Origin of the sequence: Pseudomonas sp. Pseusp97 (assembly GCF_047304025.1) — a bacterium.
GTDB lineage: Bacteria > Pseudomonadota > Gammaproteobacteria > Pseudomonadales > Pseudomonadaceae > Pseudomonas.
The window spans coordinates 1-23,858 of the sequence record NZ_JBGLYK010000023.1 but is presented as its reverse complement, the minus strand read 5'-3'; the positions used below and the strand labels follow the sequence as shown (position 1 = coordinate 23,858).

Sequence of the window (23,858 nt, the reverse complement as noted above, 5' to 3'; positions counted from 1 at the left end):
GTGTTACACAAGTGTGTGGGAAACGTCTGCACCACCAAGGTGCAATGTGACCAAAGGAATAGCGGCGGATAGCCACACTTCGTCACTTGGCGAGGGCTGCGGTAGAGCGGCTCAACTCACCCGCGACTGCAGTTCCAGCAACAGCGAGCAGGGCTGGCCGGTGTGCGGATGGCGCGGTTCGCGCAGCTGCCGCAGTTGCCAGCCAGTGGCGCTCAGCAGCGCCAGCCAGGACTCCAGCGTGCGGAAGAACCAGGGCATCGGCGCGCTGAACTCCGCCCCGAAGGCGGCGAAGGTTTCCAGGCGCCAGCCGTCCACATAGGGCTCGTCGCCGCAGGCGGTCCAGGGGTGCACGGTCTGGATCAGCAGGCGCCCACCGCGGTCGAGCCGTTCGCGCAGGGCGGCGAGCAAGGGGGCGATGTTTTCGTCGAGCAGGGCGAAGTTGCACACCAGCACGTCGAACTGGCCCAGGCGGCTACCGGACTCGATCAGCACCGCGTAGTCCATCACCTCGAAGCGTCCGCCGCCCGCTGCCTGAGCCGAATCGATCAGGGGCGCCGAGGCATCCACCCCGACGCATTCGCTACCCCGCTGCGCCAGCGCGCGACACAGCCAGCCTTCGCCGCAGCCGACATCGAGCACGCGCCGCGCCGGGCCTTCGTCGATGGCGCCGAGGATCGCCGCGTCAGTCACCAGCCGGCGGCTCTCGATGCGCTGCTCGCGCACGGTACGGGTCCAGGCATCGGCGTTGGTTTGCCAGCTCTGGCGGATGCGGGCGTCCTGGTCGGTCATCGTCTGCTCCGTGCGTGGGGTGAAGCGATCGCGGATGAATCCGCTCGTACCGGAAATATCGCGCCGGGGCGCGCAGCCAGGGTTAGGGAGAGGGAATCCCAGGCACGGACTTACCAGGAGAAAATGGGCCTCTTCAGGGATCTGACGGCCTACGCTCCCTTCCAAGGCTTGGGCACCGCCAATCCCTTGGGCGGCGGGGTCTGCGGCAGCGCTTCGCGGCAGCCGGCATCGCGGAACGGCCCGCTGATCCTCTGCCAACCCTCGCCCGGTGAAGTCTGCTGGCAGGTATAGGCGCCGTCGAGCTTGCTCTGCCAGCGGTAGAACGGCATCGGCGCCGCCTGCGCGCTCAGGGACGCCAGCAGCAGCGCGGCCAGGGGCAGCAGACGGGGCAGGCTACAAGGCAGAAAAGGCGAACGCATGGGCAAGGGTTCCTGTCGAAGTCAGTACATTGCACCTGCTGGCCGTCGGCAAATCAATCCGCAGGGCCGTGAACGGTGCCGGGCGGCGCGCAGTTTTTCCGCCGCCGACTACGCTGGAAGTTAGGAAAGCCGCGGGGGAAGCGGCTTTCGCGGCGCCAGGGAGGTGCCGGCCATCACCTGGGCGGAGTCCGTTTTCTGGGCTGTCGTACAAGCATGGGCGGGGCGTGAAGATGGGCAACTCGAAGCATTCCGGTACGCAAGTGGCAGGTCAACCGGGAAGTCTGGGGCCCGGCCTTTCCCCACAGAAAGTGCATCACCACCGCTTCCTCATCCTCTTCCTTTTTCTCCTGCCGCTGCTGGCCGCCATGGGCGCGGCGCTGCTCTATGAAGCGCGCACCTCCAAGCTGCAGGCGCGCGAACTGGCACGCTACGCTACCGGGCTGACCTGGAGCCTGGAACAAGGCGGCACCGGCAACGTGGTGTATCCACAGGGCGGCCCCTTCGACCGGCGCCTGGGCTACCAGCAGTTGCCGAGCTTCCTCGGCCGCCTGCACGAGCGCAATTTCGTCACCCTGAGCCAGGCGCGCTTCTCCGACCCGCTGATGCAGTACTCCAGCCACGGCCTGTTCCCGCCCTACCCGGAGAAGGCCCAGGCCGGCGTCGACATCGCCGACTGCCGCGGCCTGCCGATCTACAACTTCCGCTACCCGCAGCGCCTCTACGCCAACTTCGAGAGCATCTCGCCGGCCATCGTCAACAGCCTGCTGTTCATCGAGAACCGCGACCTGCTCGACCCCGAGCGCCCCTACCTGAACCCGGCCATCGACTGGAGCCGCTTCACCCAGGCCTCGGTGGCGCAGGTCGGCAAGCTGGTCGGCCTGGGCAACCACGCGCCCGGCGGCAGTACCCTGGCGACGCAGATCGAGAAGTACCGCCACTCCGAGGACGGCCGCACCAACTCCATCACCGACAAGCTGCGGCAGATGGCGTCGGCCAGCGTGCGCACCTACCAGAACGGACCGGAAAACCTGGCTGCACGGCGCAACGTCGCCCTCACCTATCTCAACTCCGTGCCGCTCTCGGCGCAGCCGGGCTACGGCGAAGTCAGCGGCCTGCCGGACGGCCTGTGGATCTGGTACGGCGCCGACTACCAGCAGGTCAACAAGCTGCTCAACTCACCGCCCGGTTCAGGCGCGGAACTGGCCGCGCAAGGCAAGGCGTTACGCCAGGTGGTGTCGCTGATGATCGCCCACCGCCGGCCGTCCTGGTACCTGGCGCGCGGCCGCGACCAGCTCGCCGTGCTGACCGACAGCTACCTGCGCCTGCTGGCGCAGAACAATGTGATCGCCCCCGAGCTGCGCGACGCTGCGCTCAAGCAGAAACTGGTATTCCGCGATCCGCGCAGCGAACCGAGCTTCACCCCGCTGGAAAACAACAAGGGCATCGGCCTTGCGCGCACGCGCCTGGCCGGCATGCTCGACGTGCCGCTGTACGACCTCGACCGCTTCGACATGAGTTTCACCACCACCCTGCAGCATGAATTGCAGGAGCAGGTCACCGGCTACCTGCGGCATCTGTCCGACCCGGAATTCGCCGAGCAGATCGGCCTGTTCGGCGAGCACCTGCTATCCAAGGACAAGACCAAAGACGTGCGCTACAGCTTCACCCTGTTCGAGCGCACTCCCAGCGGCAACCGCGTGCGGGTGCAGACCGACAGCACCGAGCAGCCCTTCGACATCAACGAGGGCAGCAAGCTGGAACTGGGCTCCACCGCGAAGCTGCGCGTGCTCTCCACTTACCTGGAGACCATCGCCGACCTGCACCAGCAATACGCGCCGCTATCCGTCGCCGAACTGAAGAAGGTGCCGGTGGAGCCGCTGGACTTCCTCACCCGCTGGTCCATCGACTACCTGATCGCCGCCAAGGACCGCAACCTGCCGGACATGCTCGCCGCCGCCCTGCAGCGCAAGTACTCCGCCAGCCCGTACGAGAGCTTCTTCACCGGCGGCGGCATCCACACCTTCAGCAACTTCCGCAAGGAAGACAACGGCCGCATCCCGACCCTGCAGGACGCCCTGCGCGAGTCGATCAACCTGCCCTTCGTGCGTCTGCTGCGCGACCTGGTGCGCCATGACATCTACGCCAACGAGGGCAGCAAGGTCGCCGTGCTGGCCGACGACAAGGACCCGCGCCGGCAGGACTACCTCGACCGCTTCGTCGACAAGGAAAGCCAGGTCTACCTGCTGCGTTTCTGGCAGAAGTACAAGGGCAAGGACAACGACGAGCGCCTGAGCACCTTCCTCGACGGCCTGCGCGCCTGGCCGGTGCGGCTGGCGGCAATCCACCGCTACCTGCAACCGCAGGCGGATGTCCCGACCTTCGCCGCCTTCCTTCAGGACCGCCTGAAGCAGGGCAAGTACGCCGGCGACAAGCTCACCGACAAGCGCATCGAAGACCTTTACACGCGCTACGGGCCGGGCGCCTTCAACCTCAACGACCAGGGCTACGTGGCCCGCGTGCACCCGCTGGAACTGTGGCTGCTGGGCTATCTGCAACGCCAGCCGGCGGCAACCTTCGCCGACGCCGTGGCCGCCAGCAGCGCCGAGCGCAAGGAAGTCTACGGCTGGCTGTTCAAGTCGCGGCACAAGTACGCCCGCGACAAGCGCATCCGCATCATGCTGGAGGTGGAGGCCTTCCTCGACCTGCACGAACAGTGGAAGCGCCTGGGCTATCCGTTCGACCACCTGGTGCCGTCGCTGGCCACCGCGCTGGGCAGCTCCGGTGACCGCCCTGCGGCGCTGGCGGAACTGATGGGCATCATCCTCAACGATGGCGTGCGCCTGCCGACCCTGCGCATCGACAGCCTGCACTTCGCCGCCGCCACGCCCTATGAAGTCACCCTTGGGCCGGAATCCAACAATGGGCGCCAGGTGATGCGTTCGGAGGTTGCCCAGGCCTTGCGTACCGCGCTATCGCAGGTGGTGGATGCGGGTACGGCGCGGCGTCTGTCCGGCACCTTCAAACTGGCCGACGGCAGCGCGCTGGTGATGGGCGGCAAGACCGGCACCGGCGACAACCGCATCGAGAGCGTCACCCGCAGCGGCTGGGTGAAGAGTTCGAAGGCGATGAACCGCACGGCGACCTTCGTCTTCTACATCGGTCCGCGTCACTTCGGCACGCTGACCGCTTACGTGGCGGGCAGCGAATCGGATGGCTTCAAGTTCACCTCGGCGCTGCCGGTGCAGGTGCTCAAGGGCATGGCGCCGCTGCTGACCAGCTACTTGGAACCGGGCATCAGCACCGGCTGCCAGGAGCGGCTGGATAACCTGCGGGTAAGTTGGCGCTGAGCCTGTAGGAGCGAGCTTGCTCGCGAACCGCCTGATGCCTTGGTGCCCGGCGAGGTTCGCGAGCAAGCTCGCTCCGACCAAGAGCTCCGCGCGCGCCGGCTGGCTCCATCCGAAGAGGATGCACCGTAGGAGCGGACTCCGTCCGCGATGGTCTCCGGCGCGAAGCGGGCCTATCGCGGACGGAGTCCGCTCCTACGAAAGCCTTTACTTCCCCTGCACGCTCTTCACGTACAACGCCTCGACCTGCTCCCGCGCCCACGGCGTGCGGCGCAGGAAGGTCAGGCTGGACTTGATGCTCGGGTCGTTCTTGAAGCAGCGCACGTCGATGCGCTTGGCCAGCCCGTCCCAGCCGTACTGCGCCACCAGCTGGTTGAGGATGGCTTCCAGGGTCACGCCATGCAGCGGGTTCTTCGGTTTGTCGTTCATCTTCGGTGCCGTGTTGGAGAATGCGCGGCACCTTAGCATCAGGCCCGCAACCCGGCCACGCCGGCCACGATCAGGGCGACCGACGCCAGCTTGGTCAGCGTCAGCGCCTCGCCCAGCAGCACGAAGCCGAAGAACACCGTGCCCAGCGTGCCGACGGCCGTCCAGATCGGATAGGCGATGCTCACCGGCAACTGGCGCATCGCCAGGGTGAGGAAGAAGATCCCGCCGATCACCGCGACCACCGTCACCAGGGTCGGCAGCGGTCGGGTGAAGCCCTCGGCGTACTTCATCGACACCGCGAACATCACCTCGAACACCGCGGCCACCATCAGCATTGCCCAGGCCATCACGCACGCGCCCCCTCGCTCTCGGCGAGGTCGGCCAGGGCCTTTTCGGCCTGTTGGTAGGACGCGCGGAAGGCTTCGGGATTGCCCTCCTCACCCTCGGCAGCAATCACCCGCACATCCTCGATGCCAAGGAAACCCAGCGCCACGCGCAACCAGGCGTCGGCGTGGTTCATCCACTCCAGCTCGCCGCCCGGCCCCATGCCGGCGCCGCCGCGGCTGGTGACGATCAGCGCCTTGCGCCCCTTGAGCAGCGGTTCGTATTCCGCCTCGCCGTCCTTCAGGTGCAGGTCGAAGGTGCGGCCGACGCGGACGATCTGGTCGACCCAGGCCTTCAACCCGCTGGGCACGCTGAAGTTGTACATGGGCGTGGAGATCACCAGCAGGTCGTGGGCGAGCAACTCGTCCACCAGCGTTTCGCTGAGCTGCAGTTCGGCCTGCAGCTCGGCCGGGCGATTGTCCGGCTCCGGATGGAAGGCGGCGGCAATGAAACCTTCGCTGACGTGGGGCAGATCGGCTCGGCCGACTTCGCGGCGGGTGATGGCTGCTGGCGGCAGCGCGGCGAGAAAACCCTCGGCCAGGCGGCGGGAATGCGAGCGGTCGGCACGGGGACTGGCGTGGATGGCAAGAATCCTGTTCATCTATCATTCCTTGCTGAAGGTGTACACTGCGGAGCACCTGAATGGCCTCCTGTTGCCGCCTAAGCTAATTTTCGCCGTGTGGCCGGACAACTGAGGGGATTTCCTTCCAGATGAGCCCAGCTCATCCATGGAGTACGCCATGTTCGCCAACCTGCCGCTTCCCGCCCTGCGCACTTTCGAGTCCGCCGCGCGCCAATTGAGTTTCAAGGCCGCCGCCCAGGAACTGGCGGTGACACCCACGGCGGTGTCCCACCAGGTACGCGCACTGGAGGAATGGCTGGGCCTGCCGCTGTTCGAGCGCCTGCCGCGCCAGGTGCGCCTGACTGAAGCCGGCGAGCGACTGTTCCGCAGCCTGCATGGCGCGCTGCTGGAGGTGTCGCAATCGGTGGACAGCCTGCGCCCGCAGCGCAGCGCCAGCAGCCTGACGATCTCCACCACGCCGGCCTTCGCCGCGCTCTGGCTGGTGCCGCGTCTGGGCCGTTTCTACGCGCGCTACCCGCACATCCGCCTGCGCCTGGACAGCCAGTGCGAGCTGCTCGACCTGCAGCAGGACGCCAGCGTCGACCTGGCGATCCGCTACGGCTTCGGCGACTACCCGCGCATGCACAGCCAGTTCCTGCTGGCAGAGCGCTTCGCCGTCTATGGCGCGCCAGCGCTGGTGGCTACCGCCGATGTGCAAGTGCCGGAAATGATCAGCGTGCGCTGGCACAACTCCGAGCTCTACGAGCGCGGCTGGAAGGCCTGGTGCCAGGTGGCCGGCGAGGAATGCCTGCTGGCCCAGGCGGTGCAGCGCGAATACGACGAGGAGTTCTACGCCCTGCAGGCGGCCATCGCCGGCCAGGGGTTGGTGCTGGCCAGCTCGTTGCTGGTGTCCGAGAGCGTGGAGAAGGGCCTGCTGGTGCCCTACCGCCCTGACATCAATGTGCCCGGCGCCCGCTACACCGCGCTCTGCGTCCCGGGCCGCGAGCGCCATCCGCCGGTGCGCGTGTTCCTCGACTGGCTGGCCGAGGAAGCGGCACAAGCCGCTGACCCGCTGATCGACAATGCCGCCTGAGCCTGCCGCTGCGCCCGCGCAGGCGCCGCTTCGCCGTGCGCGATGGGCAAGCCGTGGGTAGAATCAAGCCCGCCGCAACAACAATTCTTCTTTGCCCGCGACACGCCCGCGCGTGATCCCAAGGCACGGCCTGAGCCCCACTTCACCTCAGGATTCCCATGACCACCGCGCAAGAAACCCGCTCCGGCAGTTGGCTCAACGTCATCGCCCTGGCCATCGCCGCCTTCATCTTCAACACCACCGAGTTCGTTCCGGTGGGCCTGCTCAGCGACATCGGCGCGAGCTTCGCCATGCGTCCGGAACAGACCGGGCTGATGCTCACGCTGTATGCCTGGGTGGTGTCGCTGGCCTCGCTGCCGCTGATGCAGCTGACCCGCAACATGGAACGCCGCCGCCTGCTGGTGGTGATCTTCTGCCTGTTCATCGTCAGCCATGTGCTCTCGGGCTTCGCCTGGAACTTCACGGTGCTGATGATCAGCCGCTTCGGCATCGCCTTCGCCCACGCGGTGTTCTGGTCGATCACCGCGTCGCTCGCGGTGCGCGTCGCACCGCCCGGCCAGCAGGCGAAAGCCCTCGGCCTGCTGGCCACCGGGACCATCCTGGCGATGGTGCTGGGCATCCCGCTGGGGCGCATGCTCGGCGAGGCGCTGGGCTGGCGCACGACCTTCCTCACCATCGCCGGCGTCTCGGTGGTGGTGGTGCTCTGGCTGGCCCGCGCGCTCCCGCTGCTGCCGAGCCAGAACTCCGGTTCGCTGCGCAGCCTGCCGCTGCTGTTGCGCCGTCCGGCGCTGGTGTCGATGTACGTGCTCACCGTGCTGGTGATCACCGCGCAGTTCACCGCCTACAGCTATATCGAGCCGTTCGCGCGGGAAGTCGCCGCGCTGGACAGCCGGCAGACCACCCTGCTCCTGCTGCTGTTCGGCGGCGCCGGGATGTTCGGCTCGATCCTCTTCAGTCGCTACAGCGAGCGCTTTCCGCGCGCCTTCCCGTGCATCGCCATCGCTGTACTCGGCAGCACGCTCCTGCTGCTGATGCCACTGGCCCATTCGCCCACGGCACTGCTGGGCCTGAGCCTGTTCTGGGGCGCGGCGATCCTCTGCTTCGGCCTGGCGCTGCAGGCCAAGGTGCTGCAACTGGCCCATGACGCCACCGACGTGGCCATGGCGATGTTCTCCGGCCTGTACAACGTCGGCATCGGCGGCGGCGCACTGCTGGGCAGCCGTGTGGCGGTGGGCATGGGGCTGGAGTGGATCGGCTACGTCGGCGGCGCACTGGCGGTGGTCGGCCTGCTGCTGTGCCTGTTCGCCTGCTGGCGCTATGCGGCGGCGCTCAGTGGCGGGCACGCGTCGCGCTGATATGGAGAGTCCTGCGCTCGGGGCAGCCCTCTCCCCCCGCCCTCTCCCTGAAGGGAGAGGGGGCTGTCCGTGCCGCCTGACGCCTTGGCCTCAACCTGCACCATACGGTCTCCTCTCCCTGAAGGGAGAGGGAGCTGTCCGTGCCGGCTGACGCCTTGGTCCCAACCTGCACCATACGGTCCCCTCTCCCTTCAGGGAGAGGGTTAGGGAGAGGGCAATCCCAGGCACGGACTTTCAGAAGGAGAGGATCGCTCAAAAGAAAGCGGACCGCGTGTAGGAGCGGACTCCGTCCGCTATCTTCCGATCCCACGCACCAACCGCCATGCACCAACGAAAAGGCCGCGCCCCTTCCGGGAGCGCGGCCTTTTTCTCTCAGCTGAGAATCAGCGACTGGTCACGGCAATGCCGGCCGGCTGAGTGGCTTCGGCGTACTCGGCCTCGGCGGCCTCGAAACGCTGGACCATCGCCTTGGACGGTGCGGAACCGATCAGGCTGAAGACCACGATGGAAACGCTGGAGAGGATGAAGCCCGGGATGATCTCGTACAGGCCGAGCCAGCCGAACTGCTTCCAGACGATCACGGTGACCGCGCCGACGATGATGCCGGCCAGCGCGCCGTTGCGGGTCATGCCCTTCCACAGCACGGAGAACAGCACCAGCGGACCGAAGGCGGCGCCGAAGCCGGCCCAGGCGTAGGACACCAGGCCCAGGACACGGTTGTCCGGGTTGGCGGCCAGGGCGATGGACACCAGCGCGACCAGCAGCACCATGGCGCGGCCGACCCACACCAGTTCCAGCTGGCTGGCGTTCTTGCGCAGGAAGGCCTTGTAGAAGTCTTCGGTCAGCGCCGAGGAGCACACCAGCAGCTGGCAGCTCAGGGTGCTCATCACCGCGGCGAGGATGGCGGACAGCAGCACGCCGGCGATCCACGGGTTGAAGAGGATCTTCGCCAGTTCGATGAAGATGCGCTCGTGGTTCTCGCCCACGGCGCCAGCCTGCTCCGGATGCGCCTGGAAATAGGCGATGCCGAAGAAGCCGACGGCCACGGCGCCGCCCAGGCAGAGGATCATCCAGGTCATGGAGATGCGGCGGGCAGCCGGGATCGACTTGACCGAATCGGCGGCCATGAAGCGCGCCAGGATGTGCGGCTGGCCGAAGTAGCCCAGGCCCCAGGCCATCAGCGACAGCACGCCGACGAAGGAAGCGCCCTTGAACATGTCGAAGTTGGCCGCGTCCTTCAGCTCGATGGCGGCGAAGGTGGGTTCCACGCCACCGGTGGCGAACAGCACGATCACCGGGGTGAGGATCAGCGCGAAGATCATCAGCGAGGCCTGCACGGTGTCGGTCCAGCTCACCGCCAGGAAGCCACCGACGAAGGTGTAGGCGATGGTCGCGGCGGCACCGGCCCACAGGGCGGTCTCGTAGGACATGCCGAAGGTGCTTTCGAACAGGCGGGCGCCGGCGACGATGCCGGAGGCGCAGTAGATGGTGAAGAACACCAGGATCACCAGCGCGGAGATGACACGCAGGATGCGGCTGTTGTCCTCGAAGCGGGTGCTGAAGTAGTCCGGCAGCGTCAGCGCGTTGCCGTTGTGCTCGGTGTGCACGCGCAGGCGACCGGCGACGAACAGCCAGTTCAGGTAGGCGCCGCAGATCAGGCCGATGGCGATCCAGCTTTCCGAGATGCCCGACAGGTAGATGGCGCCCGGCAGGCCCATCAGCAGCCAGCCGCTCATGTCCGAGGCCCCCGCCGACAGCGCGGTGACGAAGCTGCCGAGGCTGCGGCCACCGAGGATGTAGTCGGAGAAGTTGTTGGTCGAACGATAGGCGGCCAGGCCGATCAGAACCATGGCCGCGATGTAGATCACGAAGGTGATCAGTGTTGGCGTGTTGACGCTCATGGGGACTCCCCTACAGCTTGTTTTTATCCGGGTACGCGGGGTATCGCGGACCCTTGACTGGCAGCCGGCGTGGTTGACGCCGACCGGTTAGCGCTTGCTCACAGGCAAACCGGGTTGCGCGTGGCACCAAACCGGCACCGAACCGCTACGCATCCCGACGCAGGCACGCCCCGTCCTTGCTGGCGTCTTCCTGCAGCCACCGTCTCACCACGGCGACCTCCGTCCCGCCTTCGCCGGTAGGCGAGGTGCGGGGCGTTCCCGGGCGGTGCCCGGCGATCCTTCAGGCGCCGGAACAGGCGCCAGTACTCAGGCAATGCAACACGCGCCACCCCGTGGACGGGCGGCATGGCTGGCCGGAGCGATTCGAAACTGTATTGGCGCGCGCATGGAGATGCGGCAGGGGCAGGCCGGCGCGCGAGGGCGCGGATTGTACAGAAAGCAGGGAGGCGGATGGCGCCGCTGGTCCGAGGGCGAACGGCGCGGGACCACGGGCGGGCGCTGCGGGCCGGGCCGTGGATGAAGTGGCGCGGCCGAATGAAGGCGCGCGACAGGCGAAGTCTGAACCGGTGATGGGCATGCTGCCCCTCCCGCGTATCGAGCTGGCTGTTGTTCTTGGTATGACCGGGTTGCACCTGCAACACAGTGGGCGGACTCTATGGGTTGCACCCCGTTTAATTCTTGCAGAAAGCTCTGGAGTTCTTGCAAAAGACTCCGGCTCCCGAAGGTCGACAACTGACCGGTCGATCAGCAATCCAGCACGTGCGAGTCGGCGCCTTCAGCTACGACGCAGGCTCCCCGGGGTCAACCCCAGGTAACGGCGCATCGCGGTGGTCAGCGCGCTCTGGCTGGAGAACCCGCATTCCCCCGCCACGCCGACCAGCGGCAGGTCGGTTTCCCGCAGCAGGCGCGCGGCGCGGTCGAGACGCTGGCGCAACAGGTACTGGTGTGGCGTGAGGCCGACACGGTCCTTGAATTGCGCATGGAAGTGACTGGGGCTCAGGCAGGCAACCTGCGCCAGTTCGGCGACGGTGATACGTCGGGACAGGTGATCGGCGATGTAGCCGTCCAGCCGTTCCAGGTCCAGCGGGCCGTTGCGCGGCGCGCGGTCCTCGCCGAACAGGCGCAGGTGCAGCGCGCGCAGCAGCACGCCACCCAGGGCGCGGGCGAGCAGCGGATCATCGCCGTAGCGGGCGATCTCCGCGCCGGCGTAGCTGAGCAGGTGCTGGAAATCCGCATCCAGGGTCGGGTAGCGCGGCACCTCGAACAGCCGCGCCAGCAGTTCGCGGTCCTGCTCGCCAGTGCCGGCCTCGTTCAGATCGAGGATCAGCATCCGGTTGTCGCCGAGCCCGGCGAACTCGTGGTCGACATCCCCCGGCACCAGGCAGGCGCGCATCCGGCAGACCTCGCCGCCGGCGCCGCCGATCTCGAATTCCGCGCGGCCGCTCAGGGACAGCACCAACTGGTGATGATCATGGGCGTGCTGATCGGGCTGGTCGGACAGCGTGGCGAGACGGGTATCGAACATGGCGCTGGACTGATCAAATTTTGAGCATGGTACGGAAATTTCACACAGCTGCCCAGCCGATAGGTGCAACCAGGCGCAACTGTGCAGATCAACAAGCACCAAAACATCTAAGCCGGAAATTCTTGCTAACCGATAGCTATGTTATGTTATAACAAATAACACATCCCCATTTCCCCTTCCCCGCCGCCCGGCGCATCCCTGATCACGAGGGAGGGGTTCGCTTTGCCAGAAGAAAAACCAGGAGTTCGTCATGCCCCCATCCCTTCCCCGTCCGCGCTGGCGTCTAGCCCCGCTGGGCCTCGCCCTGTGTGCCGGCGCGCCCTCGCTGGCCGACGCCGCCCCCACCGAACTGGAACCCCAGGTGATCACTGCCAACCCGCTGGGTGATGCCTCCCCCGCCGCCCCCAGCAGCGTCCTCCAGGGCGACGAGCTGACCCTGCGGCAGAAAGGCAGCCTGGGCGAAACCCTCAACGGCACGCCCGGCGTGTCCTCCACCTGGTTCGGCCCCGGCGCCAGCCGCCCGGTGATCCGTGGCATGGACGGCGACCGCATCCGCCTGCTGCGCAATGGCGTGGGCGCGCTGGACGCCTCCTCGCTGTCCTATGACCACGCCGTGCCGGAAGACCCCAACGTGGTCGAGCGCATTGAAGTCGTGCGCGGACCGGCCGCCCTGCTCTACGGCGGCAACGCCATCGGCGGCGTGGTCAACAGCTTCGACAACCGCATCCCCAGCGAACCGGTGGACGGCATCCACGGCCAGGGCGAGCTGCGCTACGGCGGCTCGGACACCACCCGCAGCAGCGCCGGCGCGCTGGAAGCCGGCGACGGCACCTTCGCCCTGCACCTGGACGCCGGCTCCCGCGAGTTCAACGACCTGCGCATCCCCGGCTACGCCCATTCGGCGCGCCAGCGGCAGATCGACGGCGATGACTCCAGGCACCGCGTGAACAATAGCGACGGCCGCCAGGACAGCGGCGCCATCGGCGGCAGCTACCACTGGGATCACGGCTATGCCGGCCTGTCCTACAGCGGCTACGACAGCAACTACGGCTCGCCCGCCGAGGACGACGTGCGCCTGAAGATGCAGCAGGACCGCTACGCCTTCGCCTCGGAAATCCGCGACCTCGACGGCCCCTTCAGTTCGGTGAAGCTGGACGCCGCCTACACCGAGTACCAGCACAAGGAGATCGAGGGCGGCGAGACCGGCACCACCTTCAAGAACGACGGTTACGAGGCCCGTATCGAAGCGCGGCACAAGCCCATCGGCCCGCTGGATGGCGTGGTCGGCGCGCAGGTCGCCAACAGCCGCTTCTCCGCGCTGGGCGAAGAAGCCTTCGTGCCGCACACCGAGACCGACAGCGCCGCGCTGTTCTTCCTGGAGAACTGGCAGGCCACCGAGCGCCTGGCACTGAACCTGGGCGGCCGCGTCGAGCACACGCGCATCGAGCCCAACGCCAAGGACAATGAGCGTTTCGCCGAGAACGACGACTCGCGCAGCTTCACCGCCGGCAGCCTGTCCACCGGCGCGGTCTATACGCTGACGCCGATCTGGTCGCTGGCCGGCACCCTGGCCTACACCGAGCGCGCGCCGACCTTCTACGAGCTGTACGCCAACGGCGCCCACGCCGCCACCGGCACTTTCGAAGTCGGGGACGCCAACGCTAGCAAGGAAAAGGCCGTCTCCACCGATCTCGCCCTGCGCTTCGACAGCGGCCGCCACAAGGGCAGCGTCGGCGTGTTCTACAGCCGCTTCTCCAACTACATCGGCCTGCTGGCCAGCGGGCGTTACCGCGACGAGGAAGGCGCAGTGGTAGACGCTGGCGACGACGAGGCGCTGCCCGAATACCTCTACAGCGGCGTGAAGGCAGACTTCTACGGCGTCGAGGCGCAGGACCGCATCCACCTGCTGGACAGCCCCTACGGCCGATTCGACCTGGAGCTTTCCGGCGACTACACCCGCGCCAAGAACAAGGACACCGGCGAAGCCCTGCCGCGCATCGCCCCGCTGCGCCTGAACAGCGCGCTGCTCTGGGAGTTGCAGCAGTGGCAGGCACGGGTCGGCGTGGAATATGCCGCCGACCAGAACCGCGTGCCGGAGAACGAGCTGCGCACCGACGGCTACACCACCCTGGGCGCCAGCGTCGGCTACCGCTTCGACCTGGGCGACAGCCGCTGGCTGGCCTTCGTCAAGGGCGAGAACCTGACCAACCAGACCGTGCGCTACGCCAGCTCCATCCTGCGCGACAGCGTGCCGGCCGGCGGGCGCGGCATTCAGGCGGGGGTGAAAGTGGCTTTCTGATGTTCTACAGCTGACGCCCGGCGTAATCCCGGGCGAACTGCGCGGCGATCCGCCCGGACCGCGACCCGCGATGGGTCGCCCAGCGGATCGCCGCCTGCTCCCATTCCTTTTGCTGCATGCCGCCCAAGCCGTGAGATTCCAGCCAGCGGGCGACCGCCTCCAGGTACTGCTCCTGGCTGAAGGCATAGAAAGATATCCACAGGCCGAAACGCTCGGAGAGCGAGATCTTCTCTTCCACCGCCTCGCCGGGGTGCAACTCGCCGCTTTCGCTGCGCTGGAAGGACAGGTTGTCCTCGGCGCGCTCAGCCAGCAGGTGGCGACGGTTGGAAGTGGCATAGATCAGCACGTTGCCGGACTGCCCGGCTACCGAACCGTCGAGCACGGTTTTCAGGCCCTTGTAGCCGGTCTCGCCATCCTCGAAGGACAGGTCGTCGCAGAACAGGATGAAGCGCTCCTGGCGAGGGCGCAGCAGGTCGATGATCTGCGGCAGGTCGGCCAGGTGCTCCTTGTCCACCTCGATCAGGCGCAGCCCTTCGGCATGGAAAGCGTGCAGGCAGGCCTTCACCAGCGAACTCTTGCCGGTGCCCCGCGCGCCGGTCAGCAGCACGTTGTTGGCCGGGCGGCCGGAGACGAACTGGCGAGTGTTCTGCTCGATCAGCGCCTTCTGCCGGTCGACGTTGCGCAGGTCTTCGAAGGCAATCAGCGCCGGGTCGGTCACCGGCGTCAGGCGCGGCTGGCCCTGGCGGTATTCCCAGAGGTGGGCGATGGCGACCTCTTCCAGCGCCAGTTCGTGGCGCGCCGGCAGGGATTGTTCGAGCAACCGGGCGATTCGGGCCAGTTGCTCAGCGATAGCAGACATGTCGGTCATGGCGGGATCATCGAAACAGAGGGGGACTGTTCAGCAGCCTAACGATCGAGGAAAGTGGTCGTCTAACGACAAAAAGGCATCCACATGCGCAAAAAGGACATCTCGGCTCCGCCGCCGGAAAACCACGGCGACGAACAGGCGGCCAGCCCGGTAGCTGCGGTCGCCCTGGACTTCCCCGACGGCCATCAGGTGCCCGCGCACAGCCATCACCGCGCGCAACTGCTCTACGCCGTGCGCGGCGTGCTGGTGGTCGGCAGCGCCAGCGGCCAGTGGGTGGTGCCGGACAACCGCGGTCTGTGGATACCCGGCGGCGTGGAGCACTGGACGCGCATGGTCGGCGAGGTGCAGGTGCGCACCCTGTATGTGGAGCCTGGCAGCGCCCCGCACCTGCCGCCGGACTGCTGCGTGCTGGCGGTGTCGCCGCTGCTGCGGGAACTGATCCTGGCGGCGCTTTCGATCAGCGGCGAGGTCAGGCCGGATTCCCGCGACGGCCGTGTACTCGGCCTGATGCTCGATGAGCTGCGCGAAGACCCCATGCTGCCGCTGCACCTGCCGCTGCCCGCGCATCCGCGCCTACGCGCGCTGTGCCAGGCCATCCAGGCGCAGCCCAGCGACAGCGCCAGCCTCGCCGACTGGGCCGCCCGGCTGAATGTCGACAGCAAGACGGTGCAACGCTGGTTCTTCGCCGAAACCGGGCTGACCTTCGGTCAATGGCGGCAACAGGCACGCCTGCTGGCCGCATTGGAGCTCCTGGCTATGGGCGAGAGCGTGCTGAGCGTGGCGCTGGAGGTCGGCTACAGCACGCCCAGCGCCTTCAGCGCCATGTTCAGCCGCCAGTTCGGCCGACCGCCCAGCGATTTCCTGCGGCCGCGCCCGCTAATCCGCTCCTAAGCTCGTTTCGTCCACACTCGGCCGAAAGATCCTTCAGACACATCCTTACATGCAATGGGATTGAAACCCCGCATGGGTTTCCCCATCTAGACTGTCATGTTCAATCAGTCAGGTGCCTCATGAGCGACCACGACGAGATTCACGATATCCCCAGCGCCGAAGAGGTCAGCAACACCGGGCTGGTGTTGCCGGGGCAGAACCTGCCGACCACGGTCTACGTCATTCCGATCCACAACCGCCCGTTCTTCCCGGCGCAGGTGCTGCCGGTGATCGTCAACGAGGAGCCGTGGGCGGAGACGCTGGAACTGGTCGCCAAGACCGAACACCACAGCCTGGCGCTGTTCTTCATGGAGAACCCGCCGGAAGACCCGCGCCACTTCGACCCGGACAGCCTGCCCGAGCACGGCACCCTGGTTCGCGTGCACCACGCCAGCCGCGAGGGCGGCAAGCTGCAGTTCGTCGCCCAGGGCCTGTCGCGCGTGCGCATCCGCGGCTGGATCAAGCGCCATCGCCCGCCCTTCCTGGTGGAGGTGGAGTATCCGCATACCCCCAGCGACCCGAGCGACGAGGTGAAGGCCTACGGCATGGCCCTGATCAATGCGATCAAGGAACTGCTGCCGCTCAACCCGCTGTACAGCGAAGAGCTGAAGAACTACCTCAACCGCTTCAACCCCAACGATCCGTCGCCGCTGACCGACTTCGCCGCCGCGCTGACCACCGCGCCCGGCTCCGAGTTGCAGGGTGTGCTGGATACCGTGCCGATGCTCAAGCGCATGGAGAAGGTGCTGCCGCTGCTGCGCAAGGAAGTAGAAGTCGCGCGCCTGCAGAAGGAGCTGTCCGCCGAGGTCAACCGCAAGATCGGCGAGCGCCAGCGCGAGTTCTTCCTGCAGGAACAGCTGAAGATCATCCAGCAGGAACTGGGCATCACCAAGGACGACAAGAGCGCCGACTCCGACGAATTCCGCGCCCGCCTGGAAGGCAAGACCCTGCCCGACCAGGCGAAGAAGCGCATCGACGAAGAGCTGAACAAGCTGTCGATCCTGGAAACCGGCTCGCCGGAATACGCCGTCACGCGCAACTACCTCGATTGGGCAACCTCCGTGCCGTGGGGCCTGATGGGCGTCGACAAACTCGACCTCAAGCACGCGCGCAAGGTGCTCGACCGGCACCATTCCGGGCTGGAAGACGTCAAGGACCGCATCCTCGAATTCCTCGCCGTGGGCACCTTCAAGGGCGAGATCGCCGGCTCCATCGTGCTGCTGGTGGGCCCGCCGGGCGTGGGCAAGACCAGCATCGGCAAGTCCATCGCCGAGAGCCTGGGCCGGCCGTTCTACCGCTTCAGCGTCGGCGGCATGCGTGACGAGGCCGAGATCAAGGGCCACCGCCGCACCTACATCGGCGCCCTGCCCGGCAAGCTGGTGCAGGCGCTGAAGGACGTGGAAGTGATGAACCCGGTGATCATGCTCGACGAGATCGACAAGCTCGGCAGCAGCTACCAGGGCGACCCCGCCTCGGCGTTGCTGGAGACGCTGGATCCGGAGCAGAACGTGGAGTTCCTCGACCACTACCTGGACCTGCGCCTGGACCTTTCCAAGGTGCTGTTCGTCTGCACCGCCAATACCCTGGATTCAATCCCCGGCCCGCTGCTGGACCGCATGGAAGTCATCCGCCTGTCCGGCTACATCGCCGAGGAAAAGCTCGCCATCGCCAAGCGTCACCTGTGGCCCAAGCAGCTGGAAAAGGCCGGTGTACCGAAGAACCGCCTGTCGATCAACGACGCCGCCTTGCGCGCGGTGATCGAGGGTTATGCCCGCGAGGCCGGCGTGCGCCAACTGGAGAAAGTGCTCGGCAAGCTGGTGCGCAAGTCGGTGATGAAGCTGCTGGAAGACCCGGATTCGGTGGTGAAGATCGGTGCCAAGGATCTGGAGGACTTCCTCGGCATGCCGGTGTTCCGCGCCGAGCAGGTACTCTCCGGCGTCGGCGTGATCACCGGTCTGGCCTGGACCAGCATGGGCGGCGCGACCCTGCCCATCGAGGCGACGCGCATCCATACGCTGAATCGCGGCTTCAAGCTCACCGGGCAGCTGGGCGACGTGATGAAGGAGTCGGCGGAAATCGCCTACAGCTACATCAGCTCGAACCTGAAGAAGTACGGTGGCGAGTCGACCTTCTTCGACCAGGCCTTCGTCCACCTGCACGTTCCCGAGGGCGCCACGCCCAAGGACGGCCCCAGCGCCGGCGTGACCATGGCCAGCGCCCTGCTGTCCCTGGCGCGCAACCAGGCGCCGAAGAAAGGCGTGGCCATGACCGGCGAGCTGACCCTCACCGGCCAGGTACTGCCCATTGGCGGGGTGCGCGAGAAGGTCATCGCGGCGCGCCGGCAGAAGATCTTCGAGCTGATCCTGCCCGAGCCCAACCGCGGCGACTTCGAGGAACTGCCGGAGTACCTGAAGGAAGGCCTGACGGTGCATTTCGCCAGGCGCTTCGGCGATGTGGCGAAGGTGCTGTTCCCAGCCTGATGTCCTGAACCAACCTGTAGGAGCGGGCCACGCCCGCGATTCGCGCCCATGGGGCGCTCCTGCAGGCTGGCTCCGGTGTTTGGGCTTTTGCTTTTGTAGGAGCGGAGCTTCTCCGCGATGCTCTGGCTTGGGCTTGGGCTTGGGCTTGGGCTTGGGAGTTTCAGCGCCACTTTGGCGAGCGCGCGAACTTCTTGTTTCGCCCCCTCGGGCGAGTCACTTTTCCAAACGCCGAAAAGTAACCAAAAGGCTCGCCCCTACATCCGGCTTTTCGCTTCGCGAAAAGTACCCTCGGTTCTTCGGAGTTCCAGGGGCCCGCGTTGACGGGCCATCCCTGGCCCGACAACGCTCTCGCGACATCCATGTCGCTCAACCCCTGAAACTCCGATCACCTTCGGCCTCCTGAAAGGGGCACTCCGGAGCGTGCGGGTATTTCCCTGGAAGACCTCAAGAGTAAAAGCGAGAGGCAGTGTTTGCGTAGGGCGGATAACCCGGAACGGGTTATACGCCGATGCCACAACGGCGGATAACGCTGGCGCGTTATGCGCCCTACGGTCTGTTCGCGAGCAAGCTCGCTTCTACGAAGAGCCGAATCTCCCAATCCGCGGCTTTGGCTTTGGCTTTGGCTTTGGCTCAGCTAGGCTTCCAGATAAACGCCAGCGCACTCCGAACTGCCCCGTTCAGGAGGCCTCGTTGAATTGGAGTTTCAGGGGTTGAGCGACATGGATGTCGCGAGAGCTGCGATGGGCCAGGGATGGCCCTTCGCAGCGTGCCCCTGAAACTCCGCTTCAACGAGGGTATTTTTCGCCCCAAGCGAAAAACCGGATGTCCGGGGCAAGACCTTTGCCTACTTTGGGGCGTTTGCCAAAGTGGGTCGCCCGAGGGGGCGAAACAAGATGTACGCGCGCACGCCGAAGCGACGCTAAACCGCCCCAGCCAAAAGCATCGCAGGTGCGTCCACTGCTACATCGATTGCGCTATCCTGCGGCCCAACCTGTCCCCACCCAGGAGCCGTCATGCCGTCGTACCGCCCCTTGCTGCCCCTCACCCTGGCCCTGCTCGCCGGCTGCGCCGGGCAGAGCAAACCCGTGGTCACCCTGGAAGACGCCAGCGACTGCAAGCCGCTGAAGCTGCACACCGGCCAGGAGCTGGTGCTGATCCTGCCGAGCAACCCCACCACCGGTTTCCGCTGGGAAATGCGCAACGCCGCCAACGGCCTGCTGCGCGCCCTCGGCCCGGAGGTCTACAGCAACCCGGAGGACGCAGGTCTGGTCGGCAGCGCCGGCGAATCCACCTGGCGTTTTCGCGTGACCGCTGCCGGCGAGGACAAGCTGGAACTGGCCTACCGCCGGCCCTGGGAAGCCGAAGTGCCGCCGGCAAAGACCTTCGTCTGCCCGATCAGCGTCAAGTAAAGGTGCCCCTGCGAGGCGCCATAAGCCGCTCGCGCTGACGCCTTCGGCCTGTGGGCCGACGCTGCGCTGCGGCACAGTGGGCGTCCATTTCCTCGGGAGGGAACCCCATGCGCTGGACGCTCCTGGCACTGATCGGCGGTGCCGCCTACCTGCTCGCCGTCACCTTCGACCTTCCAGCCCTGCGCATGCTGTGCAAGCCGCTGCCGGTGCTGGCGATGCTGTTGTGGATTCTCGGCTCACCGGCCGACGGCTACCGCCGCTGGGTCGCCATCGGCCTGGTGCTGTCGATGCTCGGCGACACCCTTCTGGAATGGCCGATCAACGCCTTCGTGCCCGGCCTCGCCGCCTTCCTGCTGGCGCACCTGGCCTACCTCGCCGCCTACCTGGGCGATACCCGCCGCTTCGCCCCACTCGGCCTGCTGTTCGCAGGCGGCGTGGGGGGCGGCCTATTCGCCCTGCTCTACAGCCGCGGCCTCGGCCCGCTGCTGCTACCGATTGCGCTGTACAGCCTGACCATCAGCGCCATGCTCTGGCGCGCCATCGCTCGCCTGGGCGTGCCTTCGATCGCCAATGCCAGCCGGGTGTGCGCCGCCATCGGCGCGCTGCTGTTCGTCAGCTCCGATTCGATGATCGGCATCAGCCGCTTCGTCGCCGCCTTCGACGCATCCTCCTACGCCATCATGCTCACCTACTGGCTCGGCCAGTTCGGTATCGCCGCTTCCGTCACATCCCGTCATATCGCTCTGCCATACTCGGAAGGACACACCACTTCCCGGGCCTGACATGCTGCGAATCGCTTCACCGCTGCTGCTCCTCTGCTCGGCGCTGGCCAGCGCCGAGCCCCTGCGCCTGGCCGGCGACGACTGGTGCCCCTACCTCTGCCCGGACGATCCGGAAAAGCCCGGCTATCTGCTCGAAGCCCTCGGCCAGGTGCTCCCGCAACCACCGAGCTTCGAGCCCCTGCCCTGGCCGCGCGCCCTGCAGATGGCCCGCGAGGGTCTGGTGGACGGCGTGGTCGGCGCCTACAGCGAAGAGTCCGAGGAACTGCTGATCGGCGAGGAGCCCATCGGCTGGGTGACCATGCGTTTCTACGTGCGCGAGGACAACCCCTGGACCTGGAAAGGCCCGGCCTCGCTGAGCAGCCAGTCCATCGGGCTGGCGCAGGGCTATTCCTACGGCAAGGAACTGGACGGCTGGCGCGACGAACACCTGGCCAACCACGAGCAGGTGCAGGTGCTCAGCGGCGAAAAGGTACTCGAGCGCAACATCCAGAAGCTGCTGCTCGGACGCATCAACGTACTGCTCGAAGACAGCCAGATCGTCGAGCACTACCTGCACCGCCATGGGCTGTCGGAACGCATTCGAGCGGCCGGCGAGCTGGCCGGCAAACGCCCCATGTACGTCGCGCTCAACCCGCGCCTGGAAGGCGTGCAGGAACGCCTGGCGGACCTCGATGAGGGCCTGCGCGAACTGCGCCGCAACGACCAGTGGAAACCCCTGATGCAGGGTTACGGAATCGCCGTTGACTAGTCCTGCGACGGCGTGAGAAAAGTCCGGCAGAGCCCTCTGTCATCGGCTATAGATCAATCATAAGAGACTGGGAAAAGGGGAGCTCCATGCGTGCAGTAGTTCGCTCGATGTTGTTGCTGGGAGCCTGCCTGACGCTCTCTGCCTGTGGCAGCCTGCTGCCCAGCGAACGCGCGGAAGTGCAGTCACCATTCCTGGACTACCAGGATGCACAGAGCCGCTACAACCAGGTCAACCCTGGCAAGACCACCAAGTCGCAGCTCTACGCGCTGGGCTTCGATCCACTGTCGCAGGGCAACGCCAAGATGCTGTCGTTCATCGACGTGCGATTGCTCTTCGTGCAGCCCAACATCCCCATCGACTACCTGCCCGACGGCCTGGTGACCTGCCTGCAGGCCAAGGACCGCTGCGTCGGCTACGCCTTCGACTTCAACAAGACCGACAGCCAGCGCGTGGGCAGTTTCTGGGCCGACATCTTCAACTTCCGCAAGCGCCGCCAGGTGCAGGGCTGGTCATTCCGACCGGTGTTCGTGCTGATCGACGACGTGGTGGTGCACAAGACCAGCAACGGCGAGCCGAACATCCGCCGCATGGAAGACAAGAAGAACCCGCTGGGCCCACTGCAGGGCGCCGGCGAATACTTCTCCGACCAGCTCAAGTGACCCTTATCGGCTGAAGCTTGGGCGCACCCGGCGCCTCGGCTACAATGCGCGCCCCGGCAAACCGGGCGCGCCGCGCCCCGTTGCCTGTTCAGCGTAACGAGGCCCCATCCAGCGTGAGCGAATCCGACCGCATCTTCGCCCAGCCGCAAACCCAGGTTCCCGACTTCACCTTCAATGAGGACGTGGTGCGCGTCTTCCCGGACATGATCAAGCGATCGGTGCCGGGCTACCCCACCATCGTCGAGAACATCGGCGTGCTCGGCGCGCGTTTCGCCGCCCCGAACAGCGTGCTCTACGACCTCGGCTGCTCGCTGGGCGCCGTGACCCAGGCGCTGCGCCGCCATGTGAAGACCGAAGGCTGCCGCGTCATCGGCGTGGACAACTCCGCGCCGATGATCGAGCGCTGCGGCGAATACCTGCGCGCCCAGGACGCCATGCACCAGGAACTGCTGCCGGTCGAACTTATCGAGGCGGATATCCTCCAGCTGGAGCTCAAGCCCTGCTCGCTGATCGCACTGAACTTCACCCTGCAGTTCATCGCCCCCGAACAACGCCTGGAACTGCTCACCCGCCTGCGCAGCGCATTGCTACCCGGCGGTGCGCTGATCCTCTCGGAGAAACTGCGCTTCGCCGATGAGCAGGAGCACGAATTGCTCACCGACCTGCACATCGACTTCAAGCGCGCCAATGGCTACAGCGAACTGGAAATCGCCCAGAAACGCACCGCCATCGAGAACGTCATGCGCCCCGACACTCTCGAGACCCACCGCGAGCGCCTGCTGGCCGCCGGTTTCTCCAAGGTGGTGCCCTGGTTCCAGTGCCTCAACTTCGCTTCCCTGATTGCCCTGCCATGATCGAACGCTTCGACCTCGACCGCCTGCGCCTTGAACTGGCCGGCACGCCGCTGGAATCCTGGGCCGCCGCGCTGCCCGAACAACTGGCCAGCAAGGTCGACGATGGCCATGGCGATCTCGAACGCTGGCTGGCGGCGGTGGACCGTCTGCCGGAGCTGCAAGCTACCGCCGTCGAGCTGCGCGAGCGCTTCAACCTCGAAGGCACCTGCGACGAAGACACCCGTGCGCAGCTCGAACTCGCGCTTCAAGGGCTGATTCCGTGGCGCAAGGGGCCGTTCCATCTGTTCGGCGTACACATCGACACCGAATGGCGCTCGGACTGGAAATGGGACCGCGTTTCGCCGCATATCGAGCTGGCCGGCAAGCGCATCCTCGACGTCGGCTGCGGCAATGGCTACTACCAGTGGCGCATGCTCGGCGCCGGCGCGCGCAGCGTGGTGGGCGTGGACCCGAACTGGCTGTTCTTCTGCCAGTTCCTCGCCATGAAGCGCTACCTGCCGGACCTGCCGGCCTGGCACCTGCCCTTCGCCCTGGAAGACCTGCCCGAGAAGCTGGAAGGCTTCGACACGGTGTTTTCCATGGGCGTGCTCTACCACCGTCGTTCGCCCATCGACCACCTGCTGGCGCTCAAGGACTGCCTGCGCCGTGGCGGCGAACTGGTGCTGGAAACCCTGGTGGTGGAAGGCGACGTGAACACCGTGTTGGTGCCCGAGGACCGTTACGCGCAGATGCGCAACGTGTGGTTCCTGCCGTCCGTGCCGGCGCTGGAACTGTGGCTGCGCCGCGCGGGCTTTACCGACGTGCGCAGCGTCGATATCAGCCGTACCTCGGTGGAAGAACAGCGGGCGACGGAGTGGATGCGCTACCAGTCGCTGCCGGACTTCCTCGATCCGGACGACCACAGCCGCACCATCGAAGGCCTGCCGGCGCCGCTGCGCGCCACGCTGGTGGCGCGCAAGCCTTAGCTTGTGCCGGGTTCGCGAGCAAGCTCGCTCCTACGAAAAGCACGGTTCCCTGTAGGAGCGAGC

General features: G+C 66.4%; 20 protein-coding genes. 12 read left to right on the top strand and 8 right to left on the bottom strand.

Going from position 1 to position 23,858, the window contains the following annotated elements; all coding sequences use genetic code 11:
* Positions 1–111: 111 nt before the first annotated feature.
* Together ACCC94_RS07200 and ACCC94_RS07195 are read right to left on the bottom strand one after the other, a co-directional pair.
* On the bottom strand, positions 112–789 hold the full coding sequence (locus ACCC94_RS07200; protein WP_413348621.1) for a class I SAM-dependent methyltransferase: 678 nt from the start codon (positions 787–789) through the stop codon (positions 112–114).
* Between the two features lie 149 nt (positions 790–938).
* Positions 939–1,208 (bottom strand): hypothetical protein, encoded by a 270-nt coding sequence (locus ACCC94_RS07195; protein ID WP_413348620.1) that lies wholly within the window; start codon positions 1,206–1,208, stop codon positions 939–941.
* Positions 1,209–1,438: 230 nt separating this feature from the next.
* On the opposite strand from ACCC94_RS07195, the gene ACCC94_RS07190 reads away from it, so the two are divergent.
* Entirely contained in the window at positions 1,439–4,555 is a 3,117-nt protein-coding gene (locus tag ACCC94_RS07190; protein ID WP_413348619.1) for a transglycosylase domain-containing protein, read from the top strand.
* Between the two features lie 204 nt (positions 4,556–4,759).
* Here the strand turns inward: ACCC94_RS07190 and ACCC94_RS07185 are convergent, their stop codons facing one another.
* From ACCC94_RS07185 to ACCC94_RS07175, 3 genes are read right to left on the bottom strand one after another with little or no spacing between them, the layout of a single operon-like run.
* Positions 4,760–4,981, bottom strand: coding sequence for a VF530 family DNA-binding protein (locus ACCC94_RS07185; RefSeq protein ID WP_024765559.1), 222 nt, complete (start codon positions 4,979–4,981; stop codon positions 4,760–4,762).
* Positions 4,982–5,019: 38 nt separating this feature from the next.
* Positions 5,020–5,328 (bottom strand): DMT family transporter, encoded by a 309-nt coding sequence (locus ACCC94_RS07180; protein WP_413348641.1) that lies wholly within the window; start codon positions 5,326–5,328, stop codon positions 5,020–5,022.
* Complete coding sequence (locus tag ACCC94_RS07175; RefSeq protein WP_413348618.1) at positions 5,328–5,966, bottom strand: FMN-dependent NADH-azoreductase; 639 nt, start codon at positions 5,964–5,966, stop codon at positions 5,328–5,330. The genes ACCC94_RS07180 and ACCC94_RS07175 overlap by 1 nt, the downstream gene beginning before the upstream one ends.
* Positions 5,967–6,105: 139 nt before the next feature.
* On the opposite strand from ACCC94_RS07175, the gene ACCC94_RS07170 reads away from it, so the two are divergent.
* Positions 6,106–7,020, top strand: coding sequence for a LysR substrate-binding domain-containing protein (locus ACCC94_RS07170; RefSeq protein ID WP_413348617.1), 915 nt, complete (start codon positions 6,106–6,108; stop codon positions 7,018–7,020).
* Between the two features lie 158 nt (positions 7,021–7,178).
* Complete coding sequence (locus ACCC94_RS07165; RefSeq protein WP_413348616.1) at positions 7,179–8,375, top strand: sugar transporter; 1,197 nt, start codon at positions 7,179–7,181, stop codon at positions 8,373–8,375.
* A 383-nt stretch (positions 8,376–8,758) separates the two neighbouring features.
* On the opposite strand, the gene putP is transcribed toward ACCC94_RS07165, so the two are convergent.
* A complete protein-coding gene (gene putP / locus ACCC94_RS07160) occupies positions 8,759–10,276 on the bottom strand; it encodes a sodium/proline symporter PutP (protein ID WP_413348615.1) in 1,518 nt (505 codons plus the stop codon).
* A 775-nt stretch (positions 10,277–11,051) separates the two neighbouring features.
* Positions 11,052–11,801 carry an AraC family transcriptional regulator gene (locus ACCC94_RS07155; RefSeq protein ID WP_413348614.1) on the bottom strand — a complete coding sequence of 250 codons (750 nt, stop codon included), beginning with the start codon at positions 11,799–11,801 and terminating at the stop codon, positions 11,052–11,054.
* A 250-nt stretch (positions 11,802–12,051) separates the two neighbouring features.
* Between ACCC94_RS07155 and ACCC94_RS07150 the strand changes: the two genes are divergently transcribed.
* Positions 12,052–14,100 (top strand): TonB-dependent receptor, encoded by a 2,049-nt coding sequence (locus tag ACCC94_RS07150; RefSeq protein ID WP_413348613.1) that lies wholly within the window; start codon positions 12,052–12,054, stop codon positions 14,098–14,100.
* Positions 14,101–14,104: 4 nt separating this feature from the next.
* On the opposite strand, the gene ACCC94_RS07145 is transcribed toward ACCC94_RS07150, so the two are convergent.
* Positions 14,105–14,968 (bottom strand): ATP-binding protein, encoded by an 864-nt coding sequence (locus tag ACCC94_RS07145; protein WP_413348612.1) that lies wholly within the window; start codon positions 14,966–14,968, stop codon positions 14,105–14,107.
* 84 nt (positions 14,969–15,052) lie between these two features.
* Here ACCC94_RS07145 and ACCC94_RS07140 point away from each other — a divergent pair, with 84 nt between their 5' ends.
* From ACCC94_RS07140 to cmoB, 8 genes are all read left to right on the top strand, one after another.
* On the top strand, positions 15,053–15,859 hold the full coding sequence (locus tag ACCC94_RS07140) for an AraC family transcriptional regulator (protein WP_413348611.1): 807 nt from the start codon (positions 15,053–15,055) through the stop codon (positions 15,857–15,859).
* 119 nt (positions 15,860–15,978) lie between these two features.
* Positions 15,979–18,378: an endopeptidase La gene (lon, locus tag ACCC94_RS07135; RefSeq protein WP_413348610.1), complete on the top strand. Its 2,400-nt coding sequence runs from the start codon at positions 15,979–15,981 to the stop codon at positions 18,376–18,378.
* Between the two features lie 1,013 nt (positions 18,379–19,391).
* Positions 19,392–19,787 carry a protease inhibitor I42 family protein gene (locus tag ACCC94_RS07130; RefSeq protein WP_413348609.1) on the top strand — a complete coding sequence of 132 codons (396 nt, stop codon included), beginning with the start codon at positions 19,392–19,394 and terminating at the stop codon, positions 19,785–19,787.
* 107 nt (positions 19,788–19,894) lie between these two features.
* A complete protein-coding gene (locus ACCC94_RS07125) occupies positions 19,895–20,569 on the top strand; it encodes a lysoplasmalogenase (RefSeq protein WP_413348608.1) in 675 nt (224 codons plus the stop codon).
* Position 20,570: 1 nt separating this feature from the next.
* Positions 20,571–21,317 carry a substrate-binding periplasmic protein gene (locus ACCC94_RS07120; protein WP_413348607.1) on the top strand — a complete coding sequence of 249 codons (747 nt, stop codon included), beginning with the start codon at positions 20,571–20,573 and terminating at the stop codon, positions 21,315–21,317.
* A gap of 86 nt (positions 21,318–21,403) precedes the next feature.
* Complete coding sequence (locus tag ACCC94_RS07115) at positions 21,404–21,976, top strand: hypothetical protein (RefSeq protein WP_413348606.1); 573 nt, start codon at positions 21,404–21,406, stop codon at positions 21,974–21,976.
* A 113-nt stretch (positions 21,977–22,089) separates the two neighbouring features.
* Positions 22,090–22,830 carry a carboxy-S-adenosyl-L-methionine synthase CmoA gene (gene cmoA, locus ACCC94_RS07110; protein WP_413348605.1) on the top strand — a complete coding sequence of 247 codons (741 nt, stop codon included), beginning with the start codon at positions 22,090–22,092 and terminating at the stop codon, positions 22,828–22,830.
* Positions 22,827–23,795 carry a tRNA 5-methoxyuridine(34)/uridine 5-oxyacetic acid(34) synthase CmoB gene (cmoB, locus tag ACCC94_RS07105; protein WP_413348604.1) on the top strand — a complete coding sequence of 323 codons (969 nt, stop codon included), beginning with the start codon at positions 22,827–22,829 and terminating at the stop codon, positions 23,793–23,795. The genes cmoA and cmoB overlap by 4 nt, the downstream gene beginning before the upstream one ends.
* Positions 23,796–23,858 lie beyond the last annotated feature (63 nt).